The following is a 17,006-nucleotide window of genomic DNA, read 5'->3' as shown; positions in this document are numbered from 1 at the left end:
CTTGTACCCTTTTAAAATCATTACTCGCAAAGAAGTAATATTATGAAAGGAAAATTTATTTTACCACCAGATTCAATTCGTTTAAAGTGAAATATTTTGTGGCGCTATTCCTAGTTTGTTGGATTTTGCAAGAAAAAGGCGAAAGATATAGCGGGGATTTTTGTTTTCATTAGGCTGAAACTGTGCTATATTATTTTACATTCATTCACCAATAATTAATGTTAGCTTTACATATTTTTACGTAAAAAATAAAAAAACTTAGCTGCCGCTAAGTTTTTCGCATGTTTACTATTTAAGAGGTGAAACATTATGGGAAAGCTTTTAATATCGCCTAAAAAGCTGGCGAAAAGCAGCCTGGCTGTATTCTTTCTGGCTGTAATTCTGTTTTGGCTAAAAACGTATATTGCCTATCGAATTGAATTTAATTTGGGAATTAACAATGATGTCCAAAGGTTTTTGCTGTTTCTGAATCCATTAAGTTCTACTCTTGTATTCCTAGGACTTGCTTTGGTTTTTAAAGGAAAGTTTCAGTCCGGGATGTTAATTGGCTTAAACTTCTTTTTATCCTTTTTGCTGTATGCTAATGTCGTATATTACCGATTCTTTAACGACTTTATTACTGTGCCAGTCTTAATGCAGGCAAAAGTGAATGGCGGACAGCTTGGGGACAGTGCTCTTTCATTAATGTCTCCATTAGATATTCTTTATTTTACCGATACACTTTTGCTGATTTTCCTTGCAGTAAAGAAATGGTACAAACCTGGAAGGAAAGTTAGCAGAAAACCTGCTCTGGCTGTAATAACAGCTGGAATCATTGTTTTTTTCATCAATCTCGAAATTGCTGAAAGTGATCGTCCGGAACTCTTGACCCGCTCATTTGACCGCAATTATTTAGTTAAGTATCTTGGTGCGTACAACTTTACGATTTACGATATTGTCCAAAATGCCAAATCTGCGAGTCAGAGAGCGCTAGCGGATAATAATGATGTAACTGAAGTGGAAAACTACGTGAAAGCCAAGTATGCTCCGCCAAATCCTGAGTTCTTTGGAAAGGCGGAAGGAAAGAATGTTATTTTTATTTCCATGGAATCACTCCAGACCTTTATCATTGATTACAAACTAAATGGAAAAGAAGTTACGCCATTCCTAAACTCCCTTGCCCATGATGGAAAAACGTTTTATTTCGATAACCTCATTAACCAGACTGGCCAGGGAAAGACATCTGATGCTGAGTTCATCATGGATACTTCATTATATCCAATGTCACAGGGCGCTGTTTACGTAACGAAAGCGCAAAATACTTTTCAAGGTACACCTGCTATCTTAAAATCCCGAGGCTATACTTCTGCTTCCTTCCATGGAAACTACAAAACCTTTTGGAATCGGAACGAAATGTATAAAACAATGGGATATGACAAATTCTTTGACGCAGAGTATTACAATATGAGTGATGAAAATACAAAAAATTATGGCTTAAAAGATAAGCCGTTTTTCAAGGAATCTATGCCGCTGCTGACAAGCCTGCCGCAGCCATTCTATACAAAATTTATCACACTTTCAAACCACTTTCCGTTTAAGATGGATGAATGGGATACAGACTTTCCTGCAGCTGAAACAGATAATAATGTTGTCAATCATTATTTCCAGTCTGCCAACTATATGGATCAGGCTCTAGAGCAATTCTTTACTGACTTAAAAGAATCAGGCTTATATGAGAATACAATTGTTGTCATGTATGGTGATCACTACGGAATATCGGAAAACCACAATGAGGCAATGGCAGAGATAGTCGGAAAAGAAATCACTCCTTTTGAATATGCACAGCTGCAGAGGGTGCCGGTATTTATTCATGCACCTGGCGTTGATGGAGGGGTTAACCATAATTTCGGCGGACAGGTGGATGTGCGTCCAACCTTACTGCACTTGCTGGGTATCGATACAAAGGATTATTTAGAAATGGGTTCAGACCTATTATCTGATAAGCATCGTGAAGTCGTGCCTTTCCGAAACGGAGATTTCATATCACCTGAATTTACTCAAGTGGAAGAAACATGCTACTATACTGAAACAGGGGAAATTGCTGAAGCGAGCGCATGTACACCAATGTCAGACCAGGCGAAAAAAGAACTCGAAATGTCTGATAACATTGTATACAAAGACTTGCTGCGCTTTTACCAGCCAGAAGGGTTTGTACCAGTCAATCGAAATGACTTCTCTTATGTTAAAAAAGAAGAGCCATATAAAGAAGAGCGAAATGGGCTTGGCATACAGAAATAAAAGCAAGAGCGGAGAAAATCTCCGCTCTTATTTTATTTTTGGGCTTTGATAAAGCACTTTGTTGATTTTAGTATCCTGTTAATTGGAGCGGAAGGAGCGGGACCCACGAAAATGCATTCGCATTTTCTTCGTGCGGTGTTTATTCAAAGCCCTGGGAAGGAGCGTGTCAATGGGAGACCCCGAACCGCCCGAGGAAATCGGCAGGTAGTTTGACAGAGCTTTAGAAATAAATATCTGATTTTCCGATTCGTTGATATATTGAAAAATCCGTTGATATATGTAAATTTCGTTGATTTATCATTTTTCGTGCACACTTTTTGCATAAGTTTTTAGTAACCTCTACTTATAAGAATACAGCTTTTAAGCTTTTAAAGTGGCAATTCTCCTTGCTATTCCTTTAGCAACCTGTTATTTTAGACACTTAAAAGACTAACAAGCTGAAAAAATAGGATGTTGGAGTGAAAAAGTTGAAGAATTTATGGATCATTGCTGCTGGACTTACATTAGGGCTAAGCGCGTGCGGCCAAACCGAAGAACCGAAAGTTTCAAAAGAAGAAAATACAGTCGAGGAGCAGGCGATTGGGCAGAAAGAACAAGTAGAAAACCAAAATACAGCTGTTGAGCAAATAGAGGCCATTGCAAACAATGATTTTTTTGAACCGTTTGATGGGAAAATCGATCACATCCATGGGGTTGGTTATGTGGGTAATCAAGGAGCACCTTTCTTTGCTGCTCATGATGGCTTAAAAGTATATGAAAACGGCAAATGGTATAAAACAAAAGAGCAAAACAATGATTATATGGGTTTTAATGCCACAAAAGACGGCTTTTATACAAGCGGACACCCCGGGCATGATTCCAATCTCCCAAACCCTTTAGGTATCCAAAAAAGCGCTGATAACGGACAAACACTTGAAATGCTGGATCTTGAAGGAGAAACAGATTTTCATGTCATGGGAATTGGCTATGAAAATCCAGTAATATTTGTCATGAATCCACATAAGAACTCCAAGATGCAAACAGAAAAGTTTTATTTAAGTGAAGACCACGCTAAAACATGGCAAGAAGTACAAGCCAATGGACTTGAAGATACATTGATCAGCGTTGCCGTACATCCGCAAAAACCAGACTATTTGGCAGCTGCGGGACAGCAGGGCATTTATCTTTCTAACGATAAAGGAGAAAATTTTGAAAAAATTACTGTAACCGGACAAGGTACATCAGTATTTTTTACAAATGACAGCCTGGTTTATGGAAGTTATGATGGAAACACCAAACTAATTAAGCGTTCTCTCTCTGATAAAACTGAAAAGGATATTACTTTGCCCCAGATGAAAGAGGATGCAGTTATGTATTTCGCTCAAAACCCTCAGAATGAACAGGAGATGACTTTTGCCTCTTTTAATGGGAATGTTTATTTTACAAAAGATAGCGGCAGCAATTGGGAACTGTTAGTAGAAAAAGGAGTTCTTAAGTAAACAAAGATGAACGGAATGTGGGACCTCTCATATTCCGTTTTTCTTTGTGAACAGCCCATAATAATCGAAAATTTTTAAGCTGATAAATATGCAAAAAATATGCAGTTTACTCTATCAACGCCAGGGTAGATAAATGATGTAGAAGATATAAAGGAAGGGTGATAAAATGTATAGCCAGTCATATGAACAATGTATCCAAGCTTGTCTTGAATGTATGGAGGCATGTAATGTATGTTATGATGCATGTTTTGACGAAGAAGATTTAAAAATGATGGCAGATTGTATTCGAATGGACAGGGAATGTGCTGATATATGTGAGTTCGCTGCAAAATCAATGCAATCAAATAGTCCGTTTGCAAAGCAGATTTGCGGCCTTTGTGCAGATATTTGTGAAGCATGCGGAAATGAATGCAAAAAGCATGATCACGACCATTGCCAAAAATGTGCAGAAGCATGCTTTAAATGTGCAGAAGCATGCCGTAAAATGGCATCTTAATAAACCAAAGATGATATGAAAACAGGCATCCTGTCAAGGAGTCTGTTTTTTTATGTCGTTTTTACTATTCTCCTTAATTTCTTCATAGTTTCATGTTACAAATTAAATAGAAAAACTTCATGTTAATAATCTGAAGCAATTAGGAGCAGGTAGCGATGTATGAAATTTTTAGCCAAATCAGCAATTATATAAGCCAGCCATTGATTAGTTTAGGTCTGAACACTAAGGGGGTTCCTCTGTTTTCAGCGTTTATTTTAGGGGTAGTAGGAGCTTTAGCGCCATGTCAATTTACAGGAAACCTTGGGGCGATTACTATTTTCGGAAATCAATCTATTCAAAAAAGGACAGCTTGGGCTGAGGTTCTGTTTTTTATTCTTGGCAAAATCGTTGTTTTTACTGGCCTTGGGTTACTTGTATGGATCCTCGGGATGGAAATTAGGACATCTTTAACTGCTTATTTTCCATGGTTTAGAAAAATTGTCGGGCCGTTATTTATTTTAATAGGTTTATTTTTATTTGGTGTTATTAAATTTCACAAAAGTTTTACATTCGGAAGTATTCCGGAGAAGTTGCAAAAAAAGGGCCCCCTCGGTGCTTTTTTCATGGGTGTCAGCTTTACGCTGGGTTTCTGTCCTACAATGTTCGTCTTATTTTTTATCACACTTATGCCAATGGCAATGGCAGTCAGTTATGGACCAGTTCTTCCAGCAATTTTTGCAATTGGGACTTCACTCCCGCTGATTATGGCTATTTTCTTAATTTGGTATCTTGGACTTGGCGGGAAGCTGATGAAGAAAAAGGGGAGAAAGCTTGGATCAGGAGTCCAAAAGGTTACCGGTGCCCTAATGTTATTACTGGGTATTCTGGATACCATTATTTACTGGAGTATTTAATAGATCTAGAGAAAATATTGTAGTAGATACTGTTAAAGTGGGAAGTACTCCTAATGGAATCAGTATAATGAATTGATTATTCCGCCCCTTGCTCATAAGCAAGGGTTTTTTTATAAGTGTTTATGAACCTATTTGTATTTGAGTATTATACAAATACATACATCTGTTCTTTCAGGTAATAATTATTTGGATATTTGCATTAGTTGCTCCTTATTTTCTGCACAATTTCTTGTAATAATATGTTCAAAATAAAAAGGAGGATTTTGGAATGATCAAAGGAAAGAAATTAGCCACAGGGTTTGTTTCATTGTCAATTGTGTTATTGTTATCAGCGTGCGGAGGAAATGGGGAGGAAGCAAGTCCTGAAGAAACTGCTGAAAACAATACAACTTCTGAAGAAAGCACCAATCATTCTGGAGACCATTCTAGTATGGATCACTCAGGCTCAGGCGAAGTCCCTGAAGGATTAAAAGTAAGTGAGAATCCAAAATATGAAGTCGGCAGTAAAGCGATCATAACACATGGACATATGGAAGGCATGGAGGGCGCTGAGGCAACCATCGTTGGTGCTTATGATACAACAGTTTATACTATTTCCTATACACCAACCACTGGCGGAGAAAGAGTAGAAAATCATAAATGGGTTGTCCATCAGGAAATTGCCAATGCTGGAGAGGAGCCATTTGCAGAAGGTGACGAGGTTAAAGTAAATGCAAGCCATATGGAGGGCATGGAAGGCGCAGCAGCCGAAATCGATTCTGCGGAGGAAATGACCGTCTATATGGTCGATTTTACTACAACAGATGGGGAAGAAGTTACAAATCATATGTGGGTAACAGAAACGGAGCTTTCTCCTGCTAAATAATAATTAATAGGTCATAAAAGAGCTTACACCTTTAATAGGGTAAGTTCTTTTTAAAATGAGGCAAAAAATAAAGATAATGAACTTTTATACTATAGAGGGGTATTGTATAATAAAAGGAGGATTATAGATTCATCTATAGTAAGAAGCAAAGGGGAGTTTTTATGGCCGAAATGAAAGAAAAAGTAAAGCTCGCAGTAAACGGCGGCATAAATTTTGGAGCAAAGCTTACCGCTAAACAGCTTATAATTTTGACAAAATATATGGACGAAAACGATGAACTTGAGCTGACTACCTTTCAGCAGCTCTATATAGAAATTGATGCTGAAAGGAAAGAAGAGATCATTAAAGAGTTTGAACAGGCGGGTTTACATTGCTATCCTGTTGGAAGCTATGTGAAAAGCCTGAGAACCTGTAATTTTTGCAAAGGTGAAGAGGAGGAAGGGATGCCTGTGGCGAAGGAAATTAATAAGCGAATTGCAGGCAGACCTGTACCCTTTACACTAAAGCCTGCCTATACTGGATGTCCGGTTGGCTGCGGGGAACCTCTCATGAATGATATTGGAATTATGAAGATGAAAGATACCTATGATTTATATATTGGAGGTAAATCAAAAGGCAGGGACGCCGAAGCAGGAACCCTCTATATGGAAGGCCTGATTCCTGACCAGTTATATTCTGCCATTGATAAACTAATAGGAATATATCAGCAAAACGGCAAGAAAAGAGAGGCTTTCCATAAATTTGTAAAAAGGTATGGAATTGAAAATTTACGTTCGGCAACGAAGAAAATATAAATGGAAAAGGAAACAGCATCAACACTCTGCATAAAGAGAGAAGAGATGCTGTTTTTTAATGGGTTTTATTTAGAATATTTCTTTTTAAAGGCGTTCATTGCCTCAACCTGTTCTTCTTGTGATGCATCCGGCACATGCTCCCACCCTTTTTCTTTTATAATATTTGAATATTTATCCTGAATCCTGACCTGCTGGAGAGCCATTTGAACATGAATATTTTTAATGTTTTCAGCTTTCATAGATAAGGCTGAAGTAAAGTTATCAAGTGCCATTGACCTGGCAGTATGGCGTCCTTCAATGGCAATATTTTTCTGGGTTAGCTGAGTAACTGGAGATTTACAGTCAATTGGGACGGGTTTTACTTCAGTTAAAGCTTCTACACCTATGCTCTCGTTGACCTGTGGGTCCATTAGGCTAATCATAACCCTGACATGATTGTCCATAATGACAATTTGTTCATAAATGACCTGCCGCATTTCAGGATTTTCCACGGAGCAGAAAAACAGCTTTAACTTTTCGATAACGGTTTTATGAATGTTTAAGTGTTCAGCCATAAGGCTTAAATCCATCGATTTAAGTATCATTTTAATCCCCCTAATACCAAAAAATTTACACTCTTCCTATGTTTATCACTACACGGCTTGTCATCATGACAAAATATAGGGGGTGTCAAAATAAAAAGAACAGCTTTAAACTGTCCTTTAGTTAACTCTCCTTTTCCATATGAAATAAAGCAAAAACATTACGGCAATTAATAGAATGATCCCAATTTGCATTTCAGTTTTTAATTTAAGTGCTTTTGTGATTGTGTATGCCTCAATAAATAAAGCGGGAATCTTCCCAAGTGTGCTGGCCAGGCTGAATGAAAGCAAATCCATTTTGCTGAATGCTCCAGTCAGCGTTACAGCTCCAGATGGAACGAAGGGCAAGATTCTTAGTAAAATAACGATAAAAAAGGCGGTAGTGCCCTCAGCATTTCTAAGTTTAAGCAAAAATTTGTTATCTTTATTTTCGATCTTCGGAAAAATGGAGAATAGCCTGAAGATCCCTTTACGGTATAGAACGAAGCTTACGACCGCTCCAGCAGCTTCACCAATAATTAAAATGAATAAACCCCATTTCATGTCAAATACGGCAATAGTGCCGACCGTTATAAAGGCACTTGGGAGAACCCCTGAAATGCTGACCCCTACATTCATCATAATACTAAAAAGTGCTGCTAATAAAGGCTGTCCGGAAATCCATTCGAGAACATCAGAAAACATTCATTATGCCTTCCCGGTCCATTTGTAGCCGACTCCCCAGACAGTCAGTAGATAATCATCAGCCGGGAAGCCGGCTTTCCGCAATTTTTCACGTAAATTGCGGACATGTGAATCGATAGTGCGATCTTCAATAGACACACCATATCCCCAAACGGAACCAATCAAATGCTCTCTTGAAAAAACTTTGTTCGGGTTAGCGAGAAAAAGCTTTAGCATTGAAAATTCTTTTGGGGTTAAAGGGATTTCTTTGTTTTTGAAAAGCAGTTCAAATGAATCCTCTTTTAATATTAATCCCATAAAGGTTAATGTTTTTCCGTCTGATTGACTTCTCCTGAGGACCGCTTCAATTCTTGCGACCAACTCATCTTCATCAAACGGTTTCAAAATGTAATCATCTGCTCCAATGTTTAGGCCTTTGACAATATCAGGTTTCTCGCTTTTGGCAGTCAGCATAATGATTGGAATATCCCAAAACTTTTTGATCTCCCGGCATACTATCCAGCCATCCATTTCAGGCATCATCACATCCAGAAGAATGGAGATCTGCAGAATGGGAATCCAGATAAAGCAAAGCATCTGCGCCTGATGTGGATTTAATGCAATTGTAGCCGCGCGGTGTTAAATATAAAGAAATCAAATCAAGCATTCTTGTTTCATCATCTACCAGCAGTATTGTTTTCATCAAACATTGTCTCCCTTAAAAACCATTTCAAATTCAGTTCCTATATTTTCTCTGCTTTTTACAGTGATGGTCCCTCCATGGGCATGAATAAGCTCTTTTACAATGGCGAGGCCGAGCCCCGTTCCACCAAGGGCTCTTGTGCGTGATTTATCCACTCTGTAGAAGCGATTAAAAATATAAGGCAGTTCATGTTCCGGAATTCCTTTTCCGTTATCTTTTATCCTAATAATGATATTCTTTTTGTGCCTGCTTACAGTGATGGCTGTTTTTCCATCCGGTGAAGAATATTTAATACTGTTATCCAAAAGATTAAAGATGATTTGTTCAAGTCTGGATGCATCAGCATTTAATTGGATAGCTTCCGGGCAATTTACTTCGAGTATCATCCTTTTATCCATAAAGGCAGGTGTAAATTTTGCTTTAATTTTTCTCATAAAATCCTTGAGGTCAATCGGTGTTTTGTGAATATCAAAAGAATTTTTATCAATTTTCGCCAAATCAAATAGATTTTTGACCATATCTGAAAGGCGGTTTGTTTCTTCCAGGATAATCGATAAATATTGATTTCTTTCTTCTGGAGTAAGATTTCGTTTTTGGACGATATCCGCATAGCCTTTAATGTAGGTGAGAGGAGTGCGAAGTTCATGTGAAATGCTTGATAAAAACTCGCTGCGTTCCTCTTTTAAGTAGCTTAAATCATTGGCTAATAACTGTATCGATTTTGCTAAATCCCCAAGTTCATCATTACCTGTTTTGGGAAGGGAAACAGAAAAATCCCCCTTACTGATTTGCGAAGTTGCTTCTTTCATTTTTATTAAAGGTTTTGCCAGTGCTTTTGATAGAAAAATAATGATCGTAATGGTAAAGATAACAGCAATGAACCCTGCAAGCAAAAACTGCTCATTTAAACGGGAAATGAGGGCTTGAATCCATGCTGTATCCTGAAACATATAAACATGGCCGATAAGCTGGCCTTCCTGTTCAATGGGGCTTACGGTAGAAATATAATCATCTTCCGTCCAATTATCACCGATCGTTTGCCCTTCTCTGGGAACTGTAGGAATGAGCCTATCAATATATTCTTGAATGGAGGAGCTTTTTACAGATGAACCAAGAATGTTCTTATTTATATTTGTAATGACCACATCAGTATTTGCTTCAGACTCCATTAAGGCTACATGGGAAATGGTATCGTTATCAAAATGTCTTTCAAGGATTGCACGATGAGAGTTGCCCCTTGTCTGGAGAGCAATCAATTCTTCTTCCACACGAGATTCAACAAGTGTGCTATGTAAAAAGAAAAACGTAAAGGTTTCAAGCCCGAAAAGGATTAGGAAAAACAATAATCCTAATTTTAAGGAAAGATTCTTCAAAGAACTCACTCATTTCAGATCTATTACTTCTATTATATTCGAAAAATTTGAAGAATCTATGCAGAAGCTTTATGTTTTAACCAGGGTGCAGGAAGGTAAATTAGAATAATGGGCCCTAACATAGTAAAATGCAATTAGAACAGTTCTATTTTCAGGAGGGATACCAATGAGCGAATGTAAGTTAGACCATTCACCAGAAGACGTACAGAAAAAATATGAACAGCAGGCAGATTTTCTCCCAGAGGATATGAAACCATTATTTCAATCCTTCTTCCAGGAAGAACATACACAGGATTTATTAAATGAAGTTTTTCATCTATTAAAAAAGTTCGACCTTGCATCTGAAGAAGAAAAGAGCGAGCGTGTAAATAGGTTATACTTAGTATTAAGAAACGTATAAGCAGTAAATGCCACATCCGCATGGCGATGTGGCATTTTTCTGTACAAGTATAAAATCTATTAACGATATGTATGATTGTTTACAATTTTTTTGTAGCTATTAAAATTTTATTTTAATTAATTTATTTTTTATGTTATGATTCAATTATTAAGAAATATAGAGTAGTATAATAATGAAAGCGATTACAGAAGGAAGTGACAGAAATTGAAGGAATGCCATAAGCCTGTATTCGACTTGGCGATCCGGACTGCTGATATGCTTGTAAAAATGTTTGGTTCCCGCTGTGAAGTGGCTGTCCACGATTTCAGCGACTTAAAAAAATCGCTTATTCATATTGCCGGGAATGTAACAGACCGGAAAATCGGTTCTCCTATTACTGATCTCGTGTTAAATGAATTAGCCAAGCATGAAAATGATGTAAATGATATAGCAAATTATAAAACGCAATCAAAAAAGGGAAATGTTATGAAATCATCCACGATTTTTCTTCGTGATGATGAAAATAAGATAATTGGCGCACTGTGCCTGAATTACGATATAAGTTTACTGATGCAATTTAGCGGTGAAATTGAAGAGTTCATCAGCTTTGATGACACCCATTCTAAATCAGAAAACTTCTATAATTCTGTCCAGGACGTGATCCACGAGATGGTAGAGCAAGTACTTCAAGGATTTAAAAAGGCGCCTTCGCTCATGACACTTGATGAAAAGGTTGAGTGTGTTCGCCAGCTTGAAGATAAAGGGACTTTCCTGATTAAGGGGGCAACAGACTATGTAGCCTCTGTACTGGGAGTTTCTAAATTTACGATTTATAATTATTTACAGAAAATCAGAACCATTAATGAGCTGCATCCAGAAGCAGTTATTGAACATAAATAAGTCAATCCTTCCCTTGCTGACTATAATCAATATAAACATAGTGAGAAAATGTATTAAAATCTTGAACCTTTGTGTTACAATTTTCTCTTGCCGCTAAAAAAGATAGATTACGACCATTAGAGTAAAGGGGCATATAAAATGAAATACAGATCTGCATTTGATATAATCGGTCCGGTTATGATCGGTCCTTCAAGTTCACATACAGCTGGAGCTGCACGCATCGGCCGGGTTGCCCGGACACTCTTTGGAAAGCAGCCTTCCAAAGCAGAGATTTCTTTATACGGGTCATTCGCTAAAACTTATAAAGGCCATGGCACAGACGTGGCCATTGTTGGCGGAATTTTGGATTTTGATACTTTTGATGAGCGCATCCCTTCTGCACTGCAATTAGCAGAAGAGGCGGGTATTGATGTGATCTTTACAGTGGAAGACACAGTAACAGACCATCCTAATACAGTAAGAATTAAGCTTTCTGAAGGGGACAGAGATCTGGAGCTTGTTGGAATCTCCATTGGTGGCGGAACGATTGAAATAACAGAGCTAAATTCATTTGAACTAAAATTGACAGGTGAACATCCTGCTATCTTAGTCGTTCATAACGATCAGTTCGGCGTAATTTCCGCTGTAACAAATATCTTATCAAAGCATCAAATCAACATTGGACATATGGAAGTTTCCCGCAAAGAAAAAGGGAAAATGGCGATCATGGTCATTGAGGTGGACCAGAAGATTGACGAAGACGTGATGGCCGAGCTGGAAGGGCTTCCAAATATTACGCAAATTATTAGAATGGTTGACTAAAAGGTTAAGACGCTGTGCACCAGGAGGGAAATACTAATGTTGTTTAGAAATGTTGCCGAGCTTGTCAAGCTCGCAGAAAATAAAGGTGTTAAAATTGCCGAAATTATGATTCAACAAGAAATAGAAGTTACCGGCCGGACACGTGAAGAAATTTTTGAAAAGATGGACCGTAACCTGACAGTAATGGAGCAGGCGGTTGAGCGCGGCTTGAACGGTGTGACGTCTGTAACCGGATTAACAGGCGGAGATGCTGTTCTTCTTCAAAAATATATTAAAAGCGGAAAAGCATTATCAGGCAATATTTTGCTTGATGCCGTCAGCAAAGCGGTCGCGACCAATGAAGTGAACGCTGCAATGGGAACGATCTGTGCTACCCCAACAGCTGGCTCTGCCGGCGTTGTGCCTGGTACCTTGTTCGCGGTAAAGGAGGTTTTAAATCCAACCCGCAAGGAAATGATTGAATTCCTCTTCACTTCAGCGGCTTTCGGCTTTGTAGTTGCAAACAATGCTTCCATATCCGGGGCGGCTGGAGGATGCCAAGCTGAAGTAGGATCGGCTAGCGGTATGGCAGCTGCATCTATTGTGGAAATGGCAGGAGGTACACCAAGCCAGGCCGCAGAAGCGATGGCGATCACATTGAAAAACATGCTCGGTCTGGTTTGTGACCCAGTTGCCGGACTTGTAGAGGTTCCCTGTGTGAAACGAAATGCCATGGGTGCTTCCAATGCTATGACAGCAGCAGATATGGCACTTGCTGGAATCACAAGCCGCATTCCTTGCGATGAAGTTATTCATGCCATGTTCCAGATCGGCCAAACTATGCCATCTGCATTACGGGAAACAGCAGAAGGCGGATTAGCTGCAACTCCAACCGGGAGAAGGCTGCAGGAACAAATTTTTGGGAAAAAGCAATAACCCTATAAAATATAATTGGTAGCACCAATTCTTAAAGGAGTTGGTGTTATTTAATTTTTGGATAAAAATAGGTTAAAGGTGATTGTTTATATACGATACACTTAATGAAGAATTTTTAAAAGGGGAGAGAATAGAAAGAGTGAAGGTTCTAAGAGGTGTCTTTTTCACTATTGTTATATTATTCATGCTGTTATTAGGAATAGTTGCTCCAGCAGCGTTTATTGGGCTGGCAGTCTTTTTAATTGGATTGCTGTTAAACAGAAAGTACCGCAGATTTAAAACCAATTTTAATAAATCAGGCTGGATCATGGCTGCGGGAATTCTTCTCTCAATAACCTTGGCTGTTGCATTTTCTGAAACCACTGAAACTGTAACAGACCAGGACATTGAAGAAGATACTAAACAGGAAGAATTTGCAAAAGAAGAGCCGCGGGAAATCGAAGAGAAACAGCAGGCAGAGGAAGATAAGCTTGCAGAAAAGAAGACTAAAGAAGAGGAAGCAAAAGAACAGGCCGAAGAGAAAGCAAAGCTAGAGGCTGAGAAAGCAGAAAAGAAGAAGCAAGAAGAAGCTGAGAGGCAGCAGAAAGAAGAAGAAAAGATTGCTGCCACCTTAGGTCTTGAGCTGGTGACTGTTGGGAGAGTGGTCGATGGGGATACGGTTGAAACATCTGATGGAAGAAAAGTGCGCCTGATTGGAATCAACACACCTGAGTCGACAACAAAAGTTGAAGAATATGGTAAAGAGGCCAGCCAATATACCTCATCAAAGTTAATGGGTAAAAAAGTTTGGATGCAAAAGGACGTCTCTGATACAGACCGATATGGCCGCCTGTTAAGAATTATTTGGCTAGAAATCCCTTCAGATGATATGGATGAGAGTGAAATGCGGACCAAAATGTTCAACGCCCATTTAGTGCTGAACGGGTTTGCTGAACCATCAACCTATAACCCGGATGTTAAATACAGTGAATATTTCAGGAAGTTTGGCAGGGTAGCGAGGGAAGCAAATAAAGGTCTCTGGGCATTTGGGAATGAAGGAACAACCAGGGGGGATTTGGATTCTTCGGGTAGCAGCAGTGCGGGTGGTTCATCGTCAGGTTCTGGAACCGGCAATATCTCAAGCGGCTCAGAGGCTGACAGCAGCTCGTCCAGCAACAGTGCTTCATCGTCATCAGAAAATCAATCAGAGTCTTACAAAAACTGCACAGAGTTGAGAAAGGTGTATCCGAATGGAGTTCCATCTACACATCCTGCTTATGACTCAAAACATGATCGAGATAAAGATAATTTTGCCTGTGAAAGATAGAATGGAGGCAGGTTCTTTCACTAGAGTCGACCATTTTGATGAAAACCTGGCGTTTTTAACAAGGACATCCTCCTTCAATCTTTAAATTAAAGCTAGCCATAGTTTATTCGCTAATTTTAATGATTTCTTCGCTAAATTACTGAAATTGTTCGTAAGTTTTAGAGGTTTCTTCGCAATTTTACCATTTTGTTCTCAAGTTTTGGGAAGTTCTTCATAAAGCTCACAATTTAGTTAATTTACTCTAACTAGAAAGCGGCCTGCTAAACAAAGTTGCAGCTATCTGCTTTGAAAAAAGCAGTACCTTTCCTGAATCAACTCACGTGCTATATTAAAATAGGGCTGTTTTCGCAAACTTTGTTACTTTTTTAAACAAATTTATTTAAAAACAGCTATCTTTTAAAAAAGAGATTAAATTAAAGAACACTAGTCATAAACCAGTGTTCTAGGATGTTCTCCTATGATGGTCATTCAGTTTAATGAGTGACCCCCTTTTTATCCAATAGTGGAAATTTTCTGCAGGAAAAACACCGCGCCCGCTTGATCTGTCCATTTGAATCACAACACTGCTTGGTGTTACTTCGAGAATTTTCAAGGTTTGAGAACGGTAAAGATTCGGAGCAAAACAGCTTTTGATTTCAAATTGCATATCTTTATCCAGGTTCAATGATGACACCTCCAAGTATTGTTATATTTATGGTTCCCATTCTATACTTTTCTATCCATTTATTGGCCAGTATAATTAAAACAAAAAATCTCCAGCAAGCCTGCTGGAGATTTTCAAATTTATTTAATCGGCTGTGATGTTTCTGTATGGGGTCAAGGGTAGTTATCTCTATTTTTGGCAATTCTTAAACATGTTTTTAAAATAAAGGGAAAAGAGTTAATTTTTGCTTACTAAAAAACGGTTAATTAAAATTACAAAAATATATAACTTTAGCATTTTTCAAATAAATTGTATAATTCTTCTATGTTCTATGAATCTATATAAGCAGGTGAAGGATTTTGAAAGTTAGAGTTGGTTTAATAGGAATGGGAGCGATAGGGGAAAGGATTTTGCGCCAATTTCAGCAGTATGAAGAAATCGAAATTGCGGCTCTATGTGATCGAAACGCAGAACGTTTAAACAAATTTAAGGTTGAGCTTCCGGCTGCAACGATGTATACGGATCATTTGGACCTGCTTCAAGATGAGACGATTAATCTCATCTACTTAGGGGTTCCTCCTAAGTTCCATCATGCAATTGCGATGGATATAATTAGAAGCAGCAAAAATTTGCTATGTGAAAAGCCGCTTGCAAATTCGGTTGCGGAAGCGAAGGAAATGTATGAAGCAGCTGAACGCGCCGATATTATCCATGCCATGAACTTTCCTATGGTATATAGCCAGGCCTTTCAGGTATTTAAAGAAAAGATACAGAGTGGAGAGCTGGGAAAAATCAAAAAAGTTGAACTTCATTTGCATTTTACCCATTGGCCCCGTTCTTGGCAGAAAAATGAATGGATTTCAAGCAGAGAGCAGGGAGGTTTTATCCGGGAAGTAGCTCCCCACTTTATTCAATTGATACACGAAGTATTTGGGGAGATGGGCGATATTCATTCTTTTGTTGAATATCCTGAGGATGAACATTTGTGCGAAACAAGCTTTATCAGTTCTATGAAGCTCCCGGGGAATATTCCTGTTCTCTTTAACGGAATAGCTGATATTGGGCAGAAAGAGCATCTTTCATTTAAAGTCTTCGGTGACAAAGGAACATTGGATATGGTGAATTGGGGCATTCTTTCCCAGAGTACGGCTGAAGACAACGGGGAAATCATCTCACTAGAAGCAGCTGATAAAAATAGCCTAGCCGGAGAGTTGCTCAAAGCAATCAAAGGTGATTCTGCAAAGCTTGTATCTTTTAAAGAGGGATTTGGGGTTCAAAAAGTATTAGAAGCATTAATAAAGGCGAAATAGAGGCACTTTTGTGTCTCTTTTTTGTTATTTTCCATTTCAATACATTTGTAACGAAATATTCACAGCATTTAAAAGAACTAAGGTGATAAAATTGGTCTAACAAAAGACGAGGAGAGATATTATGGAGGAGTTATTGAAGCAGCTGCTGGAAAGCAACAAAGAGATTAAGAATCAACTGATCCAAATCGATAAAAACGTAAAGATACTTGAACACAGATTGGACCGTCTAGAAAAAGTTGATAGCATTGAACACCGAGTAATGGTTAACCAGATCGATCTTACAGACATAAAGGAAATAGTTGAAAAACTGGATTCTTTCCAAAGAGAAGAAATGAAGGATTTTTTGGAGATTATTAAAGAAACCACTTTAAAGCAAATGTTAAGTGAAGAAATTACTCAAATTCACCAGCGGCTTGATGCTCAGTTAACAAAGATAGCTAAGAATGAAGAAGCCATTCTCATGATAGAAGGGAAAACTTCATCTAAGGCAGTCTAAATAATCATGCACATTGCAAACCTCTTTAATAGAGGTTTTTATTTTGAAAATATTTCAAAAAAAGTATTGCCAAAAAAGGGGTATGGGATTATGATTACTTAAGAATATTTAGTGTGTCGAAATAGAATGATCT

At 38.3% G+C, this 17,006-nt stretch carries 17 protein-coding genes and 1 pseudogene; 13 read left to right on the top strand and 5 right to left on the bottom strand.

What is annotated here, in order from left to right; translation table 11 throughout:
- The first annotated feature begins 309 nt into the window (after positions 1–309).
- The 6 genes from ltaS to AC3ZVC_RS19040 all read left to right on the top strand — a co-directional run bounded on the left by ltaS (position 310) and on the right by AC3ZVC_RS19040 (position 6,803).
- Positions 310–2,277, top strand: a complete 1,968-nt coding sequence (gene ltaS, locus AC3ZVC_RS19065; RefSeq protein ID WP_490064760.1) for a lipoteichoic acid synthase — start codon at positions 310–312, stop codon at positions 2,275–2,277.
- A 458-nt stretch (positions 2,278–2,735) separates the two neighbouring features.
- Positions 2,736–3,755: a F510_1955 family glycosylhydrolase gene (locus AC3ZVC_RS19060; protein ID WP_490064759.1), complete on the top strand. Its 1,020-nt coding sequence runs from the start codon at positions 2,736–2,738 to the stop codon at positions 3,753–3,755.
- Positions 3,756–3,921: 166 nt separating this feature from the next.
- A complete protein-coding gene (locus AC3ZVC_RS19055; RefSeq protein ID WP_490064758.1) occupies positions 3,922–4,251 on the top strand; it encodes a four-helix bundle copper-binding protein in 330 nt (109 codons plus the stop codon).
- 155 nt (positions 4,252–4,406) lie between these two features.
- Positions 4,407–5,144, top strand: coding sequence for an urease accessory protein UreH domain-containing protein (locus tag AC3ZVC_RS19050; RefSeq protein WP_490064757.1), 738 nt, complete (start codon positions 4,407–4,409; stop codon positions 5,142–5,144).
- A 268-nt stretch (positions 5,145–5,412) separates the two neighbouring features.
- Complete coding sequence (locus AC3ZVC_RS19045; protein ID WP_490064756.1) at positions 5,413–6,009, top strand: YdhK family protein; 597 nt, start codon at positions 5,413–5,415, stop codon at positions 6,007–6,009.
- A gap of 161 nt (positions 6,010–6,170) precedes the next feature.
- Positions 6,171–6,803, top strand: coding sequence for a nitrite reductase (locus AC3ZVC_RS19040; protein WP_490064755.1), 633 nt, complete (start codon positions 6,171–6,173; stop codon positions 6,801–6,803).
- Positions 6,804–6,868: 65 nt separating this feature from the next.
- On the opposite strand, the gene AC3ZVC_RS19035 is transcribed toward AC3ZVC_RS19040, so the two are convergent.
- The 4 genes and pseudogenes from AC3ZVC_RS19035 to AC3ZVC_RS19020 all read right to left on the bottom strand — a co-directional run bounded on the left by AC3ZVC_RS19035 (position 6,869) and on the right by AC3ZVC_RS19020 (position 10,123).
- Positions 6,869–7,387, bottom strand: a complete 519-nt coding sequence (locus tag AC3ZVC_RS19035; RefSeq protein ID WP_490064754.1) for a hypothetical protein — start codon at positions 7,385–7,387, stop codon at positions 6,869–6,871.
- Between the two features lie 117 nt (positions 7,388–7,504).
- Positions 7,505–8,068 (bottom strand): TVP38/TMEM64 family protein, encoded by a 564-nt coding sequence (locus AC3ZVC_RS19030; protein WP_490064753.1) that lies wholly within the window; start codon positions 8,066–8,068, stop codon positions 7,505–7,507.
- 3 nt (positions 8,069–8,071) lie between these two features.
- Positions 8,072–8,750 (bottom strand): annotated as a pseudogene (locus AC3ZVC_RS19025) (response regulator transcription factor).
- Positions 8,750–10,123, bottom strand: a complete 1,374-nt coding sequence (locus tag AC3ZVC_RS19020; protein ID WP_490064752.1) for a sensor histidine kinase — start codon at positions 10,121–10,123, stop codon at positions 8,750–8,752. Before AC3ZVC_RS19020 ends, AC3ZVC_RS19025 begins: the two are co-directional and overlap by 1 nt.
- 166 nt (positions 10,124–10,289) lie before the next feature.
- Here AC3ZVC_RS19020 and AC3ZVC_RS19015 point away from each other — a divergent pair, with 166 nt between their 5' ends.
- The 5 genes from AC3ZVC_RS19015 to AC3ZVC_RS18995 all read left to right on the top strand — a co-directional run bounded on the left by AC3ZVC_RS19015 (position 10,290) and on the right by AC3ZVC_RS18995 (position 14,424).
- Positions 10,290–10,523 carry a hypothetical protein gene (locus tag AC3ZVC_RS19015; RefSeq protein ID WP_490064751.1) on the top strand — a complete coding sequence of 78 codons (234 nt, stop codon included), beginning with the start codon at positions 10,290–10,292 and terminating at the stop codon, positions 10,521–10,523.
- Between the two features lie 204 nt (positions 10,524–10,727).
- Positions 10,728–11,402, top strand: coding sequence for a helix-turn-helix transcriptional regulator (locus AC3ZVC_RS19010; protein ID WP_490064750.1), 675 nt, complete (start codon positions 10,728–10,730; stop codon positions 11,400–11,402).
- Positions 11,403–11,540: 138 nt separating this feature from the next.
- Positions 11,541–12,203, top strand: a complete 663-nt coding sequence (sdaAB, locus tag AC3ZVC_RS19005; RefSeq protein WP_490064749.1) for an L-serine ammonia-lyase, iron-sulfur-dependent subunit beta — start codon at positions 11,541–11,543, stop codon at positions 12,201–12,203.
- Between the two features lie 39 nt (positions 12,204–12,242).
- The gene (gene sdaAA / locus AC3ZVC_RS19000; protein ID WP_490068965.1) at positions 12,243–13,118 is read left to right on the top strand and encodes an L-serine ammonia-lyase, iron-sulfur-dependent, subunit alpha; all 876 of its coding nucleotides are present in this window, start codon (positions 12,243–12,245) and stop codon (positions 13,116–13,118) included.
- A gap of 139 nt (positions 13,119–13,257) precedes the next feature.
- Entirely contained in the window at positions 13,258–14,424 is a 1,167-nt protein-coding gene (locus AC3ZVC_RS18995) for a thermonuclease family protein (RefSeq protein ID WP_490064748.1), read from the top strand.
- A 442-nt stretch (positions 14,425–14,866) separates the two neighbouring features.
- Here AC3ZVC_RS18995 and AC3ZVC_RS18990 read toward each other — a convergent pair whose 3' ends face one another.
- Positions 14,867–15,097 carry a hypothetical protein gene (locus tag AC3ZVC_RS18990; RefSeq protein WP_490064747.1) on the bottom strand — a complete coding sequence of 77 codons (231 nt, stop codon included), beginning with the start codon at positions 15,095–15,097 and terminating at the stop codon, positions 14,867–14,869.
- A gap of 329 nt (positions 15,098–15,426) precedes the next feature.
- Here AC3ZVC_RS18990 and AC3ZVC_RS18985 point away from each other — a divergent pair, with 329 nt between their 5' ends.
- Both AC3ZVC_RS18985 and AC3ZVC_RS18980 read left to right on the top strand, forming a co-directional pair.
- Positions 15,427–16,377, top strand: a complete 951-nt coding sequence (locus AC3ZVC_RS18985) for a Gfo/Idh/MocA family protein (RefSeq protein WP_490064746.1) — start codon at positions 15,427–15,429, stop codon at positions 16,375–16,377.
- A 121-nt stretch (positions 16,378–16,498) separates the two neighbouring features.
- The gene (locus AC3ZVC_RS18980) at positions 16,499–16,873 is read left to right on the top strand and encodes a hypothetical protein (RefSeq protein ID WP_490064745.1); all 375 of its coding nucleotides are present in this window, start codon (positions 16,499–16,501) and stop codon (positions 16,871–16,873) included.
- Positions 16,874–17,006: the final 133 nt, after the last annotated feature.

This window comes from Cytobacillus sp. C11.1, assembly GCF_058145115.1.
Note: the sequence above shows the minus strand (reverse complement) of the source record. Positions and strands in the feature narration are given on the sequence as shown.

Excerpts from the sequence above, each read along its gene's own strand:
- ltaS (WP_490064760.1), top strand. The coding sequence starts at position 310 with ATGGGAAAGCTTTTAATATCGCCTAAAAAGCTGGCGAAAAGCAGCCTG.
- AC3ZVC_RS19055 (WP_490064758.1), top strand. The coding sequence starts at position 3,922 with ATGTATAGCCAGTCATATGAACAATGTATCCAAGCTTGTCTTGAATGT.
- AC3ZVC_RS19050 (WP_490064757.1), top strand. The coding sequence starts at position 4,407 with ATGTATGAAATTTTTAGCCAAATCAGCAATTATATAAGCCAGCCATTG.
- AC3ZVC_RS19045 (WP_490064756.1), top strand. The coding sequence starts at position 5,413 with ATGATCAAAGGAAAGAAATTAGCCACAGGGTTTGTTTCATTGTCAATT.
- AC3ZVC_RS19040 (WP_490064755.1), top strand. The coding sequence starts at position 6,171 with ATGGCCGAAATGAAAGAAAAAGTAAAGCTCGCAGTAAACGGCGGCATA.
- AC3ZVC_RS19035 (WP_490064754.1), bottom strand. The coding sequence starts at position 7,387 with ATGATACTTAAATCGATGGATTTAAGCCTTATGGCTGAACACTTAAAC.
- AC3ZVC_RS19030 (WP_490064753.1), bottom strand. The coding sequence starts at position 8,068 with ATGTTTTCTGATGTTCTCGAATGGATTTCCGGACAGCCTTTATTAGCA.
- AC3ZVC_RS19015 (WP_490064751.1), top strand. The coding sequence starts at position 10,290 with ATGAGCGAATGTAAGTTAGACCATTCACCAGAAGACGTACAGAAAAAA.
- sdaAB (WP_490064749.1), top strand. The coding sequence starts at position 11,541 with ATGAAATACAGATCTGCATTTGATATAATCGGTCCGGTTATGATCGGT.
- AC3ZVC_RS18980 (WP_490064745.1), top strand. The coding sequence starts at position 16,499 with ATGGAGGAGTTATTGAAGCAGCTGCTGGAAAGCAACAAAGAGATTAAG.